The sequence below is a fragment of the Nitrospirillum karajorum genome (assembly GCF_036348415.1).
GTDB lineage: Bacteria > Pseudomonadota > Alphaproteobacteria > Azospirillales > Azospirillaceae > Nitrospirillum > Nitrospirillum amazonense_B.
This window is the reverse complement of sequence record NZ_JAZBQB010000001.1, coordinates 887,766-907,131: the sequence shown is the minus strand read 5'-3', so window position 1 is coordinate 907,131 and position 19,366 is coordinate 887,766. Positions and strand designations below refer to the sequence as shown.

14 protein-coding genes are annotated in these 19,366 nt (G+C 67.4%); 5 read left to right on the top strand and 9 right to left on the bottom strand.

Annotated features, from left to right (window positions below; genetic code table 11):
• The first annotated feature begins 96 nt into the window (after positions 1 to 96).
• Complete coding sequence (gene ppdK, locus UCD39_RS04145) at positions 97 to 2,784, top strand: pyruvate, phosphate dikinase (protein ID WP_330494822.1); 2,688 nt, start codon at positions 97 to 99, stop codon at positions 2,782 to 2,784.
• Positions 2,785 to 2,988: 204 nt separating this feature from the next.
• On the opposite strand, the gene UCD39_RS04140 is transcribed toward ppdK, so the two are convergent.
• From UCD39_RS04140 to UCD39_RS04130, 3 genes are all read right to left on the bottom strand, one after another.
• Positions 2,989 to 3,774: a transporter substrate-binding domain-containing protein gene (locus tag UCD39_RS04140; RefSeq protein WP_330494821.1), complete on the bottom strand. Its 786-nt coding sequence runs from the start codon at positions 3,772 to 3,774 to the stop codon at positions 2,989 to 2,991.
• Positions 3,775 to 4,069: 295 nt separating this feature from the next.
• The gene (locus UCD39_RS04135) at positions 4,070 to 4,891 is read right to left on the bottom strand and encodes a transporter substrate-binding domain-containing protein (protein ID WP_330494820.1); all 822 of its coding nucleotides are present in this window, start codon (positions 4,889 to 4,891) and stop codon (positions 4,070 to 4,072) included.
• A gap of 62 nt (positions 4,892 to 4,953) precedes the next feature.
• The gene (locus UCD39_RS04130) at positions 4,954 to 5,442 is read right to left on the bottom strand and encodes an Lrp/AsnC family transcriptional regulator (protein WP_330494819.1); all 489 of its coding nucleotides are present in this window, start codon (positions 5,440 to 5,442) and stop codon (positions 4,954 to 4,956) included.
• Positions 5,443 to 5,580: 138 nt separating this feature from the next.
• Between UCD39_RS04130 and UCD39_RS04125 the strand changes: the two genes are divergently transcribed.
• On the top strand, positions 5,581 to 5,940 hold the full coding sequence (locus UCD39_RS04125) for a hypothetical protein (RefSeq protein ID WP_330494818.1): 360 nt from the start codon (positions 5,581 to 5,583) through the stop codon (positions 5,938 to 5,940).
• Positions 5,937 to 6,218, top strand: coding sequence for a hypothetical protein (locus tag UCD39_RS04120; RefSeq protein ID WP_330494817.1), 282 nt, complete (start codon positions 5,937 to 5,939; stop codon positions 6,216 to 6,218). Before UCD39_RS04125 ends, UCD39_RS04120 begins: the two co-directional genes overlap by 4 nt.
• Positions 6,219 to 6,267: 49 nt before the next feature.
• Here UCD39_RS04120 and pnuC read toward each other — a convergent pair whose 3' ends face one another.
• Genes pnuC through UCD39_RS04105 form a run of 3 tightly spaced genes read right to left on the bottom strand, consistent with a single transcriptional unit; the run spans position 6,268 to position 10,311 of the window.
• A complete protein-coding gene (pnuC, locus tag UCD39_RS04115; RefSeq protein ID WP_330494816.1) occupies positions 6,268 to 6,843 on the bottom strand; it encodes a nicotinamide riboside transporter PnuC in 576 nt (191 codons plus the stop codon).
• A gap of 51 nt (positions 6,844 to 6,894) precedes the next feature.
• A complete protein-coding gene (locus tag UCD39_RS04110) occupies positions 6,895 to 8,094 on the bottom strand; it encodes a phosphotransferase enzyme family protein (protein WP_330494815.1) in 1,200 nt (399 codons plus the stop codon).
• 33 nt (positions 8,095 to 8,127) lie between these two features.
• Positions 8,128 to 10,311: a TonB-dependent siderophore receptor gene (locus UCD39_RS04105; protein ID WP_330494814.1), complete on the bottom strand. Its 2,184-nt coding sequence runs from the start codon at positions 10,309 to 10,311 to the stop codon at positions 8,128 to 8,130.
• Positions 10,312 to 10,550: 239 nt separating this feature from the next.
• On the opposite strand from UCD39_RS04105, the gene UCD39_RS04100 reads away from it, so the two are divergent.
• Together UCD39_RS04100 and UCD39_RS04095 are read left to right on the top strand one after the other, a co-directional pair.
• The gene (locus UCD39_RS04100) at positions 10,551 to 12,857 is read left to right on the top strand and encodes a TonB-dependent hemoglobin/transferrin/lactoferrin family receptor (RefSeq protein WP_330494813.1); all 2,307 of its coding nucleotides are present in this window, start codon (positions 10,551 to 10,553) and stop codon (positions 12,855 to 12,857) included.
• A 129-nt stretch (positions 12,858 to 12,986) separates the two neighbouring features.
• Positions 12,987 to 14,003 (top strand): DUF6607 family protein, encoded by a 1,017-nt coding sequence (locus UCD39_RS04095; RefSeq protein WP_330494812.1) that lies wholly within the window; start codon positions 12,987 to 12,989, stop codon positions 14,001 to 14,003.
• A gap of 64 nt (positions 14,004 to 14,067) precedes the next feature.
• Here the strand turns inward: UCD39_RS04095 and UCD39_RS04090 are convergent, their stop codons facing one another.
• From UCD39_RS04090 to UCD39_RS04080, 3 genes are all read right to left on the bottom strand, one after another.
• A complete protein-coding gene (locus UCD39_RS04090; protein WP_330494811.1) occupies positions 14,068 to 14,430 on the bottom strand; it encodes a DUF1304 domain-containing protein in 363 nt (120 codons plus the stop codon).
• Positions 14,431 to 14,552: 122 nt separating this feature from the next.
• The gene (locus UCD39_RS04085; RefSeq protein WP_330494810.1) at positions 14,553 to 16,976 is read right to left on the bottom strand and encodes a TonB-dependent receptor plug domain-containing protein; all 2,424 of its coding nucleotides are present in this window, start codon (positions 16,974 to 16,976) and stop codon (positions 14,553 to 14,555) included.
• A 326-nt stretch (positions 16,977 to 17,302) separates the two neighbouring features.
• Positions 17,303 to 19,315 carry an FAD-dependent oxidoreductase gene (locus tag UCD39_RS04080; RefSeq protein WP_330494809.1) on the bottom strand — a complete coding sequence of 671 codons (2,013 nt, stop codon included), beginning with the start codon at positions 19,313 to 19,315 and terminating at the stop codon, positions 17,303 to 17,305.
• Positions 19,316 to 19,366: the final 51 nt, after the last annotated feature.

Sequence of the window (19,366 nt, the reverse complement as noted above, 5' to 3'; positions counted from 1 at the left end):
AAACATAAATCGCAGTGAAAACTTCGGGGAAACTGGCGAGCGGCGGCCCAACAGACAACCGGCCGCGGCCCCGCCGAACGCATCGGGTGAGGAACCATGAGCAGCGTGTCCAAGTGGGTGTACAGCTTCGGCGACGGCAAGGCCGAGGGCCGGGCCGAGATGAAGAACCTTCTGGGTGGCAAGGGTGCCAACCTGGCGGAGATGAGCAATCTGGGATTGCCCGTGCCGCCCGGCTTCACCATCACCACCGAGGTCTGCACCTGGTTCTATGACAACGGCCGCCAGTACCCGGCCGAGCTGAAGGACCAGGTGGCCGCCGGCTTGAAGGCGGTGGAGGGCATCATCGGCGCCACCTTCGGCGACGCGGACAACCCGCTGCTGGTCTCCGTCCGCTCCGGCGCCCGCGCCTCCATGCCCGGCATGATGGACACGGTGCTGAACCTGGGCCTGAACGACATCACCGTCCGCGGCCTGGCCAAGCGGTCGGGGGACGAGCGTTTCGCCTATGACAGTTACCGCCGCTTCATCCAGATGTACGGCAACGTCGTCCTGGACGTGGACCATCACCATTTCGAGGAGATCCTGGACAGCCACAAGCGCGACCGGGGCCTCAGCTACGATACCGACCTGGAGGCCAGCGACTGGCAGGCGGTGATCGAGGGCTATAAGGACGTGGTGCAGGAGGCCCTGGGCCGCCCCTTCCCGCAGGATGTGCAGGAACAGCTGTGGGGCGCCATCGGCGCCGTGTTCGGCAGCTGGATGAACCAGCGCGCCATCACCTATCGCAAGCTGCACGAGATTCCGGCCAGCTGGGGCACGGCGGTGAACGTCCAAGCCATGGTGTTCGGCAACATGGGCAACGACTGCGCCACCGGCGTGGCCTTCACCCGCAACCCGTCCACGGGTGAGAACGCCTTCTACGGCGAATATCTCATCAACGCCCAGGGCGAGGACGTGGTGGCCGGCATCCGCACGCCGCAGCACCTGACCATCGCCGGCCGCCAGGCCAACGGGTCCGACCTGCCGGCCATGGAAGAGAGCATGCCGGAGGTGTTCCAGCAGCTGGACGCCGTGCGCCTGAAGCTGGAGCGGCACTACCGCGACATGCAGGACATCGAGTTCACGGTGCAGCAGAAGAAGCTGTACATGCTGCAGACCCGCAATGGGAAGCGCACCACCGCCGCCGCGCTGAAGATCGCCGTGGACATGGCGCGGGAAGGGCTGATCGACGAGGCCGAGGCCGTGCGCCGCATCGAGCCCAAGTCCCTGGACCAGCTGCTGCACCCCACCCTGGACCCCAAGGCCGAGCGCAAGATCATCGCCAAGGGCCTGCCCGCCAGCCCGGGGGCGGCCTGCGGCAAGGTGGTGTTCTCGGCGGACGAGGCGGAGCGCCTGTCCCAGATGGGCGACGCCGTCATCCTCTGCCGCGTGGAAACCAGCCCGGAGGACATCCACGGCATGCACGCCGCCGCCGGCATCCTGACCACCCGCGGCGGCATGACCAGCCACGCCGCCGTGGTAGCGCGCGGCATGGGCCGGTCCTGTGTGTCGGGTGCCGGTGAACTGCGCATCGACTACAAGACCGGCGTCATGACCGTGCGCGGCGAGAAGATCGCCGCCGGCGACATCATCACCATCGACGGCTCGACCGGCGAGGTCATGCTGGGCCACGTGCCCACCATCCAGCCGGAACTGTCCGGCGACTTCGCCACCCTGATGGGCTGGGCCGACCGTTTCCGCCGCATGAAGGTGCGCACCAACGCGGAAACCCCGCTGGACGCCCGCACGGCGGTGAAGTTCGGAGCGGAGGGCATCGGCCTCTGCCGCACCGAGCACATGTTCTTCGATACCGAGCGCATCATCGCCGTGCGCGAGATGATCGTGGCGGAGACGGAGGCCGGCCGCCGTGCGGCCCTGGCCAAGATCGCCCCCATGCAGCGCCAGGATTTCGTGGAGCTGTTCCGTATCATGGCCGGCCTGCCGGTCACCATCCGCCTGCTCGATCCGCCGCTGCACGAGTTCCTGCCCAACAGCGAGGAGGAGATGGACGAGGTGGCCAAGGCCGCCGGCACGGACATCCAGCGGGTGCGCCACCGCGCCCTGCAGCTGCACGAGGCCAACCCCATGCTGGGCCATCGCGGCTGCCGCCTGGGCATCTCCTACCCCGAAATCTATGAGATGCAGGCCCGCGCCATCTTCGAGGCGGCGGTCGAGGTGGGCAAGGCCGGTCAGACCGTGACGCCTGAGATCATGATCCCCCTGGTCGGCACCAAGAAGGAACTGGACATCCTGAAGGCCGTCATCGACCGGGTGGCGGGCGAGGTGAAGCAGTCCTCCGGCGTGCAGATCGACTATCTGGTCGGCACCATGATCGAGCTGCCGCGCGCGGCCTTGCGGGCGGCGGAGATCGCCCAGTCGGCGGAGTTCTTCAGCTTCGGCACCAACGACCTGACGCAGACCACCTTTGGCATCAGCCGCGACGACGCCGCCAGCTTCCTGCCCGACTATCAACGGGCCGGCATCTTCGAACACGATCCTTTCGTGACCCTGGACACGGAAGGCGTGGGCGAGCTGGTGTCCATCGCCGCCGAACGCGGCCGCAAGACCCGCCCGGACATCAAGCTGGGCATCTGCGGCGAGCACGGTGGCGACCCGGCGTCGGTCTATTTCTGTGAGAAGGTGGGGCTCAGCTACGTTTCCTGCTCCCCCTACCGCGTGCCCATCGCCCGCCTGGCGGCGGCGCAGGCGGCCCTGATGGGCGACCGGCCGGCCAGCGAGGCGTAAATCCCCGAGGCGTAAATCCCGCCAGGGGGCATCAACGGGTACCGGGGCCGGGAGGGCAACTTCCCGGCCCCGTTCTCCCAGCGGTGTCTGTGTCGACTGCCGGGTTGGGTCCGAGAGCACCAAGCGTCACGATCCGCATTGGAAGCTTTGGGAAATATATTCGTCAGGGTGTGATCGGCTCAGGTGGGCTCACCTGAGCCGTGATCAGCTGCCGTTGTCGGCCTTGTGGAAATACGGCCTGGCGATGGCGTCCAGCCGGCCTTCGCGGTACAGCGCCTCGGCCGCCTCGCGCAGGGCGGCGGTTTCCGGCGCGTCTTGGGTGGTGGGGCCACCCGCCAGCCAGGCCTCCATGGTGGTGATCTCCAGCCGGTCCCCCAACTGGTCGGCCAATCCATCCTCCCGCGCCACCACGTCGATGACCGAGGCGATGCCCAGCATGGCGTCCACCCGCCCCCGGGCCACCATGCGCAGGCCATTCACCATGGACGGCACCGCCTGCACCGATAGCCCGTAGTGCTGGATAAGGGGGGTCAGCACCTGGATGCCGGCCGCACTGACCGCTACCACCCCCAACCGGCGCAAATCGTCCGGCGTCGCCAACGGCACGCCTCGGCGGGCAAGCGCCACCACCGTTGCGCGCATGGTCAGGGCCAAGGGCACGATGGCCTGGTGACGTGCCTCAAGGGGAAGCGCGATCATGCCGTAGGTCTTGGGGCCATCGCTGCCCTGGTCCCGTAGCAGCTCGGTATAAAGGCGCACGCCTGGCAACAGTTCGATGGTGCCGCGCACGCCAGCCCGGTCCAAGATGGACTGCGCCTGTTCCACCATGACCCCTGTGGGCAGCCCTTGGGCGTTCCATGTCCCCAATACCGGCAATTCCGGCACCAGCAGGCGGATCGGCCCCGTCGGTGCCCGCGCTTGGGCGCGCCCCTTGGCGCTGGCGGTCATAGCCAGCAGCGCGAACAGCAAGGCGCGACGATCTAGAATCATGGGGCTAGAATCATGGGGCTAAAATCATGGGGCAGGCCCGCCTGGGAATGGTGACGTCATCGGTTAGGTGGGCGATAGGCGCCCTTTGGACTACCCCAATTCGACAGGTATTGGACCCAACGGCAACGCAGTCACGTCGACGCCGCCATCATCAAATTGATTTCCCGCGCGTCCAGGCGGTGTGACGGGCTCTCTTCCCGCACTCTCCCTTGGCGTCAATGCGCAGCAGGAAGTCCGCCGTCGCCTTGCCCGGCTGCAAGGGTGAGGCGTCCGGGCATGCCGGCTGACCGATGGTTCAGCTGCCGCTGTCCGCCTTGCGGAAATGCTGGTGGGCGATGGCGTCCAGCCGGCCTTCGCGGTACAGCGCCTCGGCCGCCTCGCGCAGGGCGGCGGTTTCGCGCGCGGTCCGCGCGGTGGGGGCGCAGGCCAGCCAGGCGTCCATGGTGGTGATCTCCAGCCGGTCCCCCAACTGGTCGGCCAGGCCATCCTCCCGCGCCACCACGTCGATGGCGGCGGCGATGCCCAGTATGGCGTTCACCCGTCCACGGGCCAGCATGCGCAAGCCGTTCACGACGGAGGGCACCGTCTGCACCGCGAGGCCGTACCGCTGGATGACGGGGGTCAGTGCCTGGGTGCCCGAGGCGCTGACCGCGACCGGCCCCACCTGGCGCAGATCCTCCAAGGTGGCCAGCGGCACGCCCCGGCGGGCGACCGCAATCAGGCGCGCGGACATGGTCAGGGCCAAGGGGACGATGGCTTGATAGGGCGCGCGGATGGGCAGGGCGATCATGCCGTAAGTTTTGGTGCTGCTCGCATCCGCCGGCGCCCCTGCCGGCGTCAACTCCGCCCGCGCCAGCTCGGCATAGAGGCGCACAGCCGGCACCAGCTCAATGGTGGCGGGAATGCCGGCGCGGTCCAGGATGGCCCGGGCCTGGTCCACCACCAGCCCGGTGGGGTGTCCTTGCGGATCGCGCTCCCCCAGAACCGGCAGTTCCGGCACCAACATGCGGATGCGGGCCGATGGCGCCTGCGTCCCTTCCTGGGCCGGGGCGACGCGCACCCCGCCGGCGCTGAAGGCCAGCAGCAGGGACAGGACGGTGCGGCGGTGCAGGGGCATGGTTGGCGGCCGGCCGGTAGCAAGAACGTTCCCGCTTAGGTGGGAAACGTTGGGCCTCTAAACTACCCTAAATCCGCGCGTAGCTGACCCAACGGCAACGCGGTCGTTTCCTTGACGGTCGACACTGCCATCATCGAATTGATTTCCCGCACGCCCGGCAGCTGCGACAGCCTCTTGAAGAACAGGGCCTCATAGGCCTCGACATCCTTGGCGACGATGCGCAGCAGGAAATCCACCTGGCCCATCAGCACGAAACATTCCAGCACCTCCGGGATGTCGGCGATGGCGCGGCGGAAGGCGTCCAGACTATCGCCGGCGTGCGCCTCCAGCTTCACATGGGCGAAGACCAGGAAGTTCAGGCCCAGTTCCCGCCGGTCCAGCAGGGCCACCCGCTGCCGGATCAGGCCCGTTTCCTCCAGCCGCTGGATGCGGCGCCAGCAGGGGGACTGCGACAGCCCCACCTTGTCGCCCACGTCCGCGGCCGACGCGGCGCCGTCCTGTTGCAGCACGTCGAGGATTTTCCAATCCAGCCCATCCAACTTATGTCGCATGACTCATTTCCTAAATGGTAGTTTCAAACATGACACATGCCGAGAATGGCAAAATTACACCGTCTTCGCAAAGACTATGCGCGCCATGGTCGCTATTGTTGCTCTCATCGGAACACGATTTGTTGAAGAGCCGCCGCCATGCCCCCCTTGGATTGTTCCCCCGCCGATTACGCCGTCCTGCATCCCACCCTGACGCTGGTGCGCAGCGGCGAAGGCTTCGTCGCCCTGGCCGTCAACCGCGCCGGTCCGTTGGACGTGACCCTGGACTGGAGCCGCCTGGACCCGGTGGAGAACACCGACGGCCTGGACGCCGCCATCGACTACGCCCTGTCGGTCGCCCGCCATCGGGGCGAGGCCGACCGGCGGGCCGGCCGGCCCTGGGCCACGGCCCACGCCGTCGTCGTCGGGCACGAGGGGGCCGCGGCTGAGGCTGCCGTGCGCCGGGCCGTGGCCGTGGCCGCCGTGCCGGTGGCCGGCCTGCCGGAGACCCGGGTATGAGCGCGGCCGCGGCCGCCGCGCCCCTGAACTCCAGCCCCGTCATGCTTTCGGTGGCGGCCGACGCCAGCCCCGGCCTGCTGTCCCGCTTGATGGGCACGCTGGCCCGGCTGGACATCGTTCCTCTGCACGTCTACGCCCGCCGCCGCGCCGACGCCCCGGGTGAGGACATGCTGGAGGTGGACATCCAGCTGCCCGATACGGCATCGGCCTACAGCGACCGGGTGGCGGCCCTATTCCGCAACGTGGTGGGCGTGCATCAAGTCGCCGGTTCGGTCTAAGGAAAAAATTAGGACGCGACCGCGTCCACCCGGCAATTAAGGGAACAGCTTAAAGCGGCTGCACGGCCGGTGCTTCGGTGCCGGCCCGCCAGCTGCGCAGGCCCAGGATGGCCAGTACGATGAAAGCGGCGTAGAGGCCGGCGGTCAGGTACAGGTCCTTGACCAGGTACAGGGCGACATAGGCCACGTCGACCGCGATCCACAGCCACCAATTCTCGATATGCTTGCGGGCGGTCCAATACTGGGCCACCAGGCTGAAGCCGGCCAGGGTGGCGTCCAGATAAGGCAGGGAGGCATCGGTCCAACGAGCCATGGCCAGGCCCCAGGCGGCGCTGGCGACGGCGCCGGCGGCCAGGGCCAGGATGGCGTTCCGGGTGGACAGCGGCCGCACCACCACCTGTCCCTCATCGCGCACGCCCCGGCGCCAGCAGACCCAGCCATAGACCAGGAAGGCGCCGAACACCGCCTGCAGCACCATGTCGGAATAGAGATTGGCCTCCAGGAAGACCACGCCGTAGAGCGCGACGGACGCCAGACCCAGCGGCCAGCACCACAGGGACCGGCGGGTGGTGGTCCAGACGGCCAGGGCGCTGACGACGACGGCGACGATTTCCAGCGGGGACATGGGGGCGGCGCCGTTCGTTGTTACAGGGGGGCGTTGTTACGGGTTTCGTTGTTACAGGGGCAGGTCGCGGATGAAGGCCAGCAGGGCCTGGCCGTCGGCGCCATGGAACCATTCGGCATGGCTCAGGAAATAGCCCTCGTAGGCCAGGCCGGCATTCCCGGCCGACCGCGTGACCCCGTGGAAATAATCGGTTTCCGCCAGGGCGAATTCCGCATGCACCAGGGGCAGCAGGGCGGCCAGCGCCTGGCGCCGTCCGGCGTCCAAGGGGCTGACGGCATGATAGCCGGCCAGCAGGGCCGCCACCTGGTCGTGATGTACCTTGGGGGCCCGCGATTCCGTCAGGGCCAGCCATTCCACCGTGTTGCGCTCGATGGCCGTGGCCAGGTCGTAGAGCGCGGTGGTGCGGTCGGCCAGCCCGAAATCCAGCACCGCCGCCACCGTCGCCGTGGGGCCGGCCCCCGTCCAGGTGAGGTTGGAGGCGTGCAGGTCATTGTGCGTCCACAAGGGCGCCAGGTGGCCCAGATGGGGCCTCAGCCGGTCATGGAAGGGCAGCAGCAGGCGCCGCGTGTCGTCTCGCCAGGGCCGGATGGACAGATAGTCGGCCAGGGCGGGCCGGGCGGCGACATAATCCGCCATGGCTGCCAGCGGATCGTCGCCGGCGAACAGGGTGAAGCCTGACACCAGCGGCTGGCCGGCACGATGCGGCCGGTTGAACCCCGCCGCCGCCTGGTGCAGGCGGGCCATGACCCTGCCCGCCGCCTGGGCGTGGGTGACCTCCTGGAACGGGGTCCAGGATGGCGCCTCCCGATACACATCCAGGCCCGGCGCCAGGCCGTGCACCTCGTAGGTCCACTCGCCCAGGGTCAGGGCGCGGGCGCCCGTGCCGGTGACCAACACCTCGCAGATCCCCACCCCCAAGGCCGCGCCGTTGCGGCGCAGGTGGTCCATGAAGGCGTGTTCGTCTTCCAACTGGGCGGCGCTGCGCACCCGCGCGTGGTGGCGCTTCACGAACACCGCCGCGCGGCTTCCCCCCACCGTCGCCACCACCGAGGCGGCGGAGAACGGGCGGGGGCTGTGGCTCAGGATGCCGCGCACCGCGCCCGCGTCGGGGTAATGGCGCAGCAGGCCCGCCACCTCCGCCACCGTCAGGGGGGGCCAGTCGGGCAGCACCGCGTCCACGCCCATGCCGTGGGCAAGGGGAGGGGCGTGGTGCGGGCTCTCTAACCGGGACCGGGCGGGGGAGGCGCTCATGAAAAGGGGCGGACCTTACAGAGACTGTTGGCCTTACAGGGAATACTGGATCGTGAAGCGCGCCGTGCGCGGCGCCCCCAGATGCAGATAGGCGTCGCCGGCGCTTTCGCCAACATCCTTCCAGTAGCGCCGATCCAGCAGGTTGTCGACCGACAGCCGCAGGGTCAGCTTTTCGTCCAGCGCGCTGGGGGCGTAGCGCAGGCCGGCGTTGAACAAATGATAGGCCGGCGCGGTGGCCACGGCGTCGCGCGCCGCCGCCCGCGCGCCCACATACTGCCACCCGGCCAGCAGGGCCAGCCCGTCCAGGTGGGGCAGGGTGTAATCGGCGTACAGGGCCGTGCGCACATGGGGCACGTTGATGGCCTGGTGGCCGTCATAGGCGGGCGTGCCCGTGCCATAGGCCACGGCGTGCATGAAGGTGGCGCTGGCCGTCAGGCGCAGGGCCTCAGTCACCTGGCCGGCGGCGTTCAGTTCCAGCCCGTCGTGCCGCTCCGTCCCCTGGCGCACATAGGTGAAGCCATAGGCGCTGTCGTCGGGCTTGGCATACTCATAGGCCTTGCTCAGGCGGAAGACGCTGGCGCCCAGCAGCAGGCCGTTCCAGTCGTACTTGGCGCCCACCTCGTCCTGCCAGGACAGCGACGGCGACAGGATCTCGCTGGCGTTGGTGGCCCAGGCCGGCGCCTGCCCGCCCAGCGACAGGCCGCGCGAATGGCTGGCATACAGGGTCACGGCCGCCAGCGGCTTGTAGACCAGGGCCGCCTGCGGCAGGGGCAGGGTCTCCGCCGTGTTGCGGATGGTGGTGTGGCTGACGTCATAGGCGCGTTCGCGCAGGAACACGCCACGCACGCCGGCGTCCAGCTCCAGCCCCCGGACCAGGGCGCCCAGGTCCACCCTGTCCATGCCGATGAGCGCGTATTGGCGGCTGTCCAGCCGCTGGTAATTGGCGCCCGGGTTGTTGGGAGAACGGTCGAAGGCCAGGGGGGTGGGGTTATAGATGTTGTCGCTGCCGACATAGTCATAGACGTAGTCGGTCTGCGTCACCGTGCGGCGAAAGACGCTGGCGCCCAGGGTCAGGCTGTGGCCGATGGCGCCCGTCGCCGCCTTGCCCAGCAGCAGGGCCTGGGCCTGGTCATCCTCCCGCGCGTCGTTCGGGCTGCGGTAGTCGTAGACGTCGAAGTCGCCGTTGGGCGCGAAGTAGTAACCGGGTGACTCGCCGGCGGCGCAACTGGGGACGTTGTAGCAGCCATAGGCGAAGGCCACGTTGTCGTCGATGACCGTGCGGCTGTGGCCGGCCGAAACCGCCAGGCGCCAGTCTTCACTGAACCGGTGCTCATACTGGCCGGACAGGTTCAGGGCGTTGATGGTCACCGGCTTGGTCCAGGACTGCGCGCCCAGCATCCGTTCCGGCGACACCGTGTCCAGCGCCGGCAGGGCGGTGCCGCCCAGCAACTGGTAGCCGGAGACGGAGTGCTGCACCCGGCGCTGGTATTCCAGGTCCAGATTAAAGGTATCGTCCTCCGTCGCCCGCCAGTCGCCGGCGATGGAGCCGAAGTTGCGGTAGCCATCGGCATGGTCGACGTAACTGGCGATGTCCTCATGCGCCGCATTCAGGCGCAGGCCGTACTGCTTGCGCTCGCCAAAGACGGAACCGACGTCCACCGCGCTGTAGAAACCGCCCCGGTTGTCGGTGCCCAGGGTCAGGCTGCGCACATTCGCCGGCCGCTTGGTGACGTAATCGACCAGGCCGCCCGGAGCCACCACGCCGGCATCCACCCCGGCCAGGCCCTTCAGGAACTCCACCCGCTGCTTGTTTTCCAGCGCCACCGGCTGTTCCCCGGCGATGGTCAGGCCGTTGATCTGCAGGCCGGTGGCCAGATCCAGCGGGAAGCCGCGGATGGCGATGTCTTCGTAATAGCCCTCCGGCGCGTAGTTCTCACCGATGGAGGCGTCGTTGCGGATCAGATCGCTCAGGCGCCGGGCCTGCTGGTCGTCCATCAGGTCGCGGGTGACGACGCTGACCGACGCTGGGGTGTCCAGCACCGTGCCGGCGGCGCCGAACTGGGTGTCGGTGGCGCGGAAGCCCTGGTCGCGCACGCCGGTGATGATGACGGTGGCCGGCTGGTCGGCCGGCTCGGCCTGCGCGGCCCCACCCACCACCAGGGCGATCGCCGCCACGGAGTGCATAAGGCGGTGGGGGCGGCGGAGGAAAATCGTCACGGGGCTGTCATCCTGAAAGGGGCGGCCCGCCATGTCCGCCGCGGAAGAGCGGCGTGGGGCAAGCCACGAACAGAATTGGGATTGGCGGTTTTTTGGCGGATTCACGCCGCCGGGTCAAACCTCTGCCTGGTCAGGGCCGGGTTGCGCGCCCGCCAAACCGGCAATTAAGAATGATATTGATTCTTAATATCATGCATCATATAGCTGCGGCAGGAACCAACCTCACGGGGAAAACAAAAATGCAGCGAACGCTGTTACAGGCGACCGTTCCGCTTTGGCTGTTGGCGGCGCTGGGGGGCGCCACCCTGTCCCACGCCGCGTCGGCGGCGGTGTCCGATACCGCGTCGTCGGCGGCCCCACCTGACGCGGCGCCCGCGGATGCGGCCGACACCGCGGCGACGATCACCATTACCGCCACGCGCACGGCCAAGGACATCAGTGACGTCCCCGCCAGCGTCAGCGTCATCACCAGCCAGCAGATCGACGACCAACTGGTGACGGACATCAAGGATCTGGTGCGCTACGAACCCGGTGTCTCGGTCCGCAAAAGCCCGGCGCGCTTCACCTTGGCCGGGTCATCCACCGGGCGCGATGGCGACAGCGGTTTCAACATCCGCGGGCTGGAGGGCAATCGCGTCCTGATGCTGACCGACGGCATCCGCGTGCCCGATGCCTACAGCTTCGGCGCCCAGAACATGGGGCGCGGCGATTATGTCGACCTGGGGCTGTTGAAGTCCGTGGAAATCCTGCGCGGCCCCGCATCGGCGCTGTACGGCAGCGACGGCGTGGCCGGCGCCGTCAGCTTCATCACCAAGGATCCGGAAGATTTTCTGACCGCGGGCCCAGATGGGAAAACAAGGGATTGGGCGGCGCAGGGCTCGGTCGGCTACACCTCCGCCGATGGCGCCTGGTCCAAGGGGGCCGTGGCCGCGGGCCGGGTGGGCAAGCTGCAGGCCCTGGTGGCCTATACCCGGCGCGACGGCAACGAGACCGCGACCAATGGCGACAACAACGCCGCCAACACCGACCGCACGACCGCCAACCCGCAGGATCTGCAGTCCAACGCCGTCCTGGCCAAGGTGGTCTATGAGCCGTCGGACGCGCACCGCCTGCGCCTGACCTTCGACCATGATGACAACCACACCAACACCACGGTGTTGAGCGCCATCGCCAAGCCGCCGCTGTCCTCCACCAGCGTGCTGGGCCTCATCGCCCGCGACCGCGAGGACCGCAACCGCGTCAGCCTGGACCACCGCTATGACATCGGCGCGGACGTGATCGAAAGCCTGCGCTGGACGGCCTACTACCAAGAAACCCACGCCACCCAGTATGGGGCGGAGGATCGCAACACCGCCGCCGATCGCACGCGCGACAGCACCTTCGACACCCGTGTCTATGGCGTCGACCTTCAGGCGCAGAGCAAGACGCTGGGCCACGACCTGACGCACACCTTCGTCTACGGCGGCGACTACTCCGTCACCCACCAGGAGTCGCTGCGCGATGGCACGGTGCCCTCCGCCGGCGATGCCTTCCCCTCCCGCGCCTATCCCACCACCGACTATACGCTGGCGGGCGTTTTCGTGCAGGACGAGATCAACGCCTTCGACCGCCGGCTGACGCTCTACCCCGCCGTCCGGTTCGACTATTACGATCTGTCGCCCAAAAAGAACGACCCGCTGTTCACGGCGCTGACGCCCATTTCCAAGAACGACAGCCATGTCTCGCCCAAGCTGGGCCTCCTCTACCACGTGCTGCCGGACGTGGGCGTGTTCGTGAACCTGGCGGAAGGCTTCAAGGCGCCGTCGCCGTCGCAGGTGAACAACGGTTTCGCCAACCCCACGCAGAACTACAAGTCCGTCTCCAACCCCAACCTGAAGGCGGAAACCAGCCAGACCATCGAGGGGGGCTTCAAGTTCAACGGGGGCTGGGGGGCTGGCGTCGAGAACGCCGCGTTGGGCGGCGGCCGCTGGGACGCCAGCGTCACCGGCTATGCCGGCCGCTACCGCGACTTCATCGACCAGGTGCAGGTTGGCGGCACCTTCACCGCCGCCAACCCGGCGATCTACCAGTACGTGAACCTGTCGCGGGTGACCTTGCGCGGGGCGGAGGCCAAGGGCCAGGTCACCCTGAACTCCGGCATCGGGGCGCTGGCCGCCTTTTCCTACACCCAGGGCGACAGCACCTCCGGCGGTGTCACCACGCCGCTGGACAGCGTCGATCCGTGGAAGGTGGTGCTGGGCTTGACCTACCGCGACCCGGCCGGCCGGTACGGTGGCCAGCTGACCATGACCCATTCCGGCGCCAAGGACCGGTCCGATGTCAGCAGCGCCACCTACTTCCTGCCCAAGGCCTTCACCATCGTCGATGCTACGGCCTACTGGACCGTGACAGAGAACGCCAGCCTGCGCGTCGGCATCTTCAACCTGACGGATGAGAAGTACTGGTGGTGGGGTGATGTGCGCGGCCAGTCCGCGACCTCCACCGTGCTGGATGCGTGGACCCAGCCGGGCCGCAACGTTGGCGCCTCGCTGACCCTGAAGCTGTGACCCTGATGCGCTGATACCGATCCGGCCGGCGGGGGGACGTCCGGCCGGATCCTGGTGGCGGCGGGCCCCGCCCGTGCCCGCCGCCACCTTCCTCCCCGCTCGCATGACCTGCCCAAGGAGGGCACCCCGATGACCATGCATGAGACGCTTAAAGCCGGCCGCCGCACTTTCATGACCGGCGCCGCCCTGCTGGGTGTCGCCACCCACCTGCCGCTGGCGGCCCGCGCGGCCGAAGCGGCCACCGCTTCCGTGGCCCCCACCCCGGAACAGGACAGGCGGGCCATCCTGGGCATGGCCGGCACCTACAAGGTGACCTTCGATTTCCGCGAGACCACGCCCTTCCTGCCCGACTACACGCCCATCGCGCCCAAGGTCAGCGGTGGGGATGAGGTGGTGCGGGTGGTGGAGGACGCTGGCTCCATCATTCGCCTGCAGCACATCCTGGTGGTGGACGGCGAGGACGGCCTGCCCGTGGTGGTCAAGCACTGGCGGCAGGACTGGACCTACCAGCCGGCCGCCGTGCTGGCCTACCAGGGCACGGGCCACTGGTCGCTGACCCCGGTGGACGGGGCGGCGGCCAAGGGGGCCTGGTCCCAGACCGTTTGGCAGACGGATGATTCCCCGCGCTATGGCGGGGTGGGCTGCTGGCGCCACGACGCCGGCGTCTCGCGGTGGACCGGTAACGAGACGTGGCGCCCCCTGGCCCGTCGTGACGCCACCCGCCACCCGCCCTATGACCGCTACAGCGGCACCAACCGCCACGCGCTGACGCCCGCCGGCTGGGTGCATGAGCAGGACAACGCCAAGCTGGGGCTGCGGGAGGGGGGCTTGGTCACCTTCGTGCATGAAACGGTGATCAACACCTACAGCCGGTCCAACGCCTTCCCCGTCGCCGTGGCGGATGAGTACTGGACCAAGACCATGACCTATTGGGCGGCCGTGCGCGCCGCCTGGGACCAGGTCATCGCCCGGCACCAGGGCGTCAGCGTGGCGGAAGAGGCCAACAACGGCTCCGTCACCGGCAAGGCGCTGATGGGCCTGGCCGACAGCATTGCCAAGGGGGGCAAGGGCGTCCCGGACGCAATCGCCGAAGCCCGCCGCGTCATCGCCGATGCGACGCAGGGCTCCGCGAAGTCCGGCGCCTGACGTCCCCCGGCCGGCGCCCCCTTTACCTGCCCGTACCAGGGGGCGCCGGTCTTTTTTCAGGAGTTCACGCCAGCCACAGCGCCGCCAGGGCCACGGCCGCCGGCAGGGCCTGGATCATCAGGATGCGGCGGCTGACAGACCAGGCGCCGTAAGCGCCGGCCACGATCACGCACAACAGGAAGAAGGTCTTGATGTGCAGGGCGGCCGACGGGTCCGGATAGACCAGGCCCCACAACAGACCCGCCGACAGGAAACCATTGTACAGACCCTGGTTGGCGGCCAGCACGGCCGTCTGTGCCGCCCTTTCCGGAGAGTTGCGGAAGGCCCGCAGGCCCGCGGGCTTGGTCCACAAGACCATTTCCAGCACCAGAATCCAGGCGTGCAACAGGGCCACGAGGGCCACCAGGATGTTCGCGATCATGCTCATGAAAAGGGCATTCCCCATTTTTGCGTTGTTATGGCTGCCACTATGACGGGAAAGACCGCGTTCGCCCAAAGAAAAAGCCGCCCGGTTTCCCGGACGGCCTTCCCTTGCGCCCTGTTGGGCGATCAGAACTTGTACGCCAGGCGGAAATAATACATGCCGCCGTCATAGCCGAAGGGCGAGGTGTCCGGGTACTGGTCGCCATAATTCAGGCGGGCGGTGCTGCGATTCTTCTGCGGATAGGTATCGAACAGGTTCTGCGCGCCGACGGTGGCGGTCAGGTCCTCGGTCACCTTGTAGGCGACCTCCGCGTCGAAGATCCAATTGGGGTCGTAATGCTGGCCGGCGCTGGAGTTGTCCTGCCAGGCGCCGTAATAGCTGCCGCGATACATGAAACTGAATGCGCCGACGTCATAGGTGGCGGTCAGGTTCACGCGGTAATGCGGCAGGCCGTTCTGGATATCCTGCTTGCGGTTGTCGTCGATCACCGTCGGGTCGTACTTGGTGACATCGGTGTGGTTGATGTTGGCCGCCGCCGTCAGGCGCAGTTCGCCGTCATACAGGTCAAAGGTCTTGTTGGCGACGATGTCGACGCCCTGGCTGCGGGTGTCGAAGGCGTTGGCGAAGTAGTTGACGTTGCCCAGGGTGTTGGCGCCCACCACGCCCAGCGCCGCCAATTTCACCTGGTCGGCGGCGGACACGGTGAAGTCGCTGGTGATGCCGATGCGGTCTTCGACCTTGATGTTGTAATAGTCGACGGTCAGGTTGACCCCGCCCGGCAGGTCGAAGACCAGGCCACCGGCGATGTTGAACGAGGTTTCGGGCTTCAGCGTCTTGGCGCCGTAGAATTTGGCCACAGGGCTGTCGACCGGGAAAGTGCCCAGCACAATGGGTTCCGGGCTGCCCGCCTTGAAGGTGGTCTGCGTGCTGCTGATGTGCGATTGGCCCGGCGTCGGCGCGCGGAAGCCGGTGTTGACGGACGAGCGGACGGCCAGCCAGTCGGTCAGCTGATAGCGGCCGAAGACCTTCCAGTTGGTGGTGTCGCCGAAATCGTCGAAGTCTTCATAGCGCAGGGCCACGCCGGCGCTCAGGTTCTTGATGATGTCGGCTTCCGCGTCGGCGTAAAAGGCGTAGTTGCCGCGCGGATACTGGCCGGCGTCATTGGCGGTGAAGCCGGGATAGCCGTTGGACCCGATGGGCATGCCGGAGGTGTAGTACTTGCCCGCCTGGTACGAGGCCACATCCCCCGACTTGATGGTGTAGGTTTCGCGCCGGTATTCGCCGCCGCCCGCCAGGGTCAACGGGCTGGCCAGCCAGCTGAGGTTCACGGGATAGGTCAGGTCCAGGTTCAGGTTGGTTTCCTCCTGAATCTGGGTGCCGACGTAGAACTGCCGGGGGCTGCTGGGCCCGAGCGAGGGGTTGACGGTGTTGCGGATGCTGTAGCGCAGCTCATCCTTGCCGTAGCTGGCGCTGGCGTCGATCATCAGGCCGTTCTTCAGCGTCGTCTTGTAGCCGCCGGTGATGCTGCTATCCAGGATGTCGCCGTAGAACCAGGGCGTGAAGCCGTTGGGGAAGACGCTGTTCCACTGGAAGGTGGCGCCGCTGTCCAACGCGAACGGCGTTTTCAACCACGACACCGTGGTGGGGTTGCGGTAGTTGAAGCTTTCCTTGGCGTAGCTGTGGCCGAAGTTGCCGAACAGATAGACCTTGGAATTGTCGCCCAGGTCGATGCCGCTGTTGACGAACAGGCGTTCCGCCTCCACCGCGGGGTCGCCGAAGCGCTGGGCGGGATTGGGGATGGTCAGGCCCTGGGCCGCCAGCTTGGCGGCGTCGGGGCGCTGGGTGCCGCGCGACGTCGGATCGTTCTTCACGTACTCGGCACTGATGTTGACGAAGCCGCGATCACCCAGGGGCAGGCCGGAATTGGCCTGGATGTGGGCGCTGCCGCCGTCGCCGGCATAGGTCTGGCCCCACTGGGCCACCACCGTGCCCTGGTCGGCGCTGTCCTTCAGGGTGAAGTTCATGACGCCAGCGATGGCGTCGGAACCGTACTGGGCGGCGGCGCCGTCGCGCAGCACTTCCAGCTGCTTGATGGCGATGGCCGGGATCTGCGCCAGGTCGGGGCCCTGCGATCCCTGGGTCAGGCCGTTGGCGCCGATCTGCACCAGGGCGGAGCGATGGAAGCGCTTGCCGTTGATCAGCACCAGGGTTTCATCGGGCGGCAGGCCGCGCAAGGTCGGCGGGCGGACGAAGGTCGACCCGTCGGAGATGGAGAAGCGGGCGACGTTGAAGGACGGCACCAGCTGGCGCAGCAGATCGTTGGTGTCGCCGCCAGCCTGGCGGGACAGATCCTCCGGCGAGAAGACGTCGATGGGCGACGGCGAGTCCGCGACCGACCGGTCGACGCGGCGGCTGCCGGTCACCACGATTTCCGACAGGCTGTCCGTGTCCGCCGCCGGTGCCGGTGCCGTGGCGGCGCTGGCCGTGCCCATGGCGAGATAACCTGCCGTGCAGAGCAGGGCGATGGTCCAGGCTTTACGCGCGCTCATGGCACGCGCACTTATGGCGTTGGTGTTGTTTGTATGCGTCATGTTGGCCCCCTGATCTTTGGATTTTGTTAGATCACGGCGCTTGATGGCGCGATTCCCCGCAATTTTTCAGAATAAGGCGGCTCATTAGCCCCGTCCGCCTCTTTTCAAAGTCTCAAACAACTGTTCAGCGCAAGTCCAGCCGCCTTTTGAAAAGGTGTCGTGACTTGCCATTGCACTCCTTTCGTTTTCCGCCCCTTGGGTTCCGGGTCCGGGCTGGAAGCTTCCCGACTTCCAGCCCGGTCACGATGTCCTTGGGGCCCGTTGAAACCTTGCCGCCGTTCCGCTCAATGCGTGACGGTCGGCGCCTTGTCCTGCGGATGGGCGTTCGTTTTCACGGTGACGACGAAGCCCGCGTTTACGGCTGGCGCGCTGTTGCCCCAGGCCTGCCGGATGTAGCTGATGATGTCGGCCAGTTGATCCTCGCTCAGCAGTGCCGCGAAGGTGGGCATGCCGCCCCGGCCCTGCAGCACGGTGCGCACCACCGGTTCGGGGTCGCCCAGGACGAAGGGGTCCCCCGCCAGCGCGGGGAAGGCGCCCTTCACCCCCAAACCCGTCTTCTGATGACAGGCGGCGCATTTATGGTTGAACAGATCCTGACCCCTGGCCACGTCTTGCGCCAGGGCGGGCGCCGTGGTCAGAAAGGTGCCGGCGACAAGGGCGGCGGCAAGAAGGGCTGTACGCATCCTGTCCCCCCTCACGCCGCGACGCGCTGATGGATTTGCGCGATCTGGTGCCAGGCGGATTTCGATGGCGCCGGCCTGCCAGCCGCCGATGTAGCTGATATGCTCCCCCGCCAGGTAAATGCGGCGGTCGGGCTTGTTCAGCACGGGATAGGCCACCTTCCGCGCCTCCGCGCTCCAGTTGCCCCAGCCGCCCAGATTGTACTGGATCAGGTGCCAGGACGCGGAGAACGAGGTTTCAAAGTTCTCCTTGTATTGCGGGAAGATGCGCTGCCCCACGTCCAACGCGATGGCCGTGCGCTCCGCCGGGGTGTTGCCGCTCATGTCGGTGGCGTCGGCCCCGAACATGTAATAGCCCAGCAGCACGCCCTTGGCCGACTGCCAGCCCGAGGACGGCAGGCTGATCAAATTGATGCCGGGCGCGTCGGTGTAGACATGGCCGCCATAGATGGCGTCGTCCTCCTCCCAGAACCGGCGCTTCATCTGCAGGCCGATCTTGCACACCGGGTCATAGGACAGCAGGGCCATGGCCTGCTTGTAGGTGTCGGAGAAATCGGCGTCGATGGTGCGCAGCACGCTGACCGGGATGGTGCACAGGCAGTAATCGGCGCTGATGGTGCTGCGCTTGCCGGTCTTGGTGTCGAGATAGTCCACCGTCACGCCACCGTCGGACTGGCGGATGCGCTCCACCTCCGCGTTGTACTTGATCAGGTGGCCGACGTGCTTCTCGAAGCCCTTGGCGATACGGTCCATGCCGCCCACCGGCTGGAACATGGTGTGCTGCTGGTCGAAGGTGCCGACCGACTGCACCATGCGCCACAGCTTGGACTGCACCAGGTCGGGGAAGGCGTAGGGCGTGCTGGGCACGCCGGGGCCGGGGTCGTCGATGCCGGCGCCCGGATTGACCTTGTACCCCCGGCCTTCCGTGCCGCGGTAGCTGAGGTCGTTTTCCAGATAGCCTTCGCCGCGCAGATACTCGACGAACAGTTCCACGTCATCCTTGGCCAGGCCGGTATCCAGCTTGCCCGAGGTGGCCGCCTTGGCCACCAGTTCCGAGGTATAGCCGCGCATGTCGGCCCGGACCTCGAACTGGCGCACCCGCTTGCCGGCTAGCGGCCCCTTCACCGTGTCGAAGCGGGCGTAGCTGGCGTCGTTCTCGTTGACCAGAACCTCCAGCGGGATGCCGAAGGTCTTGGTGTAATGAAGGGTGGAGCGGTGGCAGAACGGGATGCGCCAGGGGCCGTGGTTCAGGTACAGCCCCTCATCGAACTTGCACTCCTGTTCCTCCCCGCCCAGCTCCGTCAACTTGAAGCCCTTGCGCGCCGTCTGGCAGCGGCCGCCGCCGAAGGCGCGGGCCTCCAGGATGGTGACCTGGTAGCCCAGCTTGGACATCTCATAAGCCGCGGTCATACCGGCGACGCCGGCCCCCAGGATCAGCAGCTTGTGCCCCGCACCGGACCCACGCAGGGCGGGCGGCGCGCTGGTCATGGAGGCGATGCCGGCGCCCCAGGCGTTCAAGGCGGTCATCACCATGGCGCTGCCGCCCAGCAGCGCCGCCTTTTCCAGGAAATGGCGCCGTGTCACCCCGGCGCCGGGCAGTTCGGTCATGGCAGGCATATGCACCTTCCTCGTCTGCGTCAGCGATCGTCTGGCCGTTCCGTCACCCGG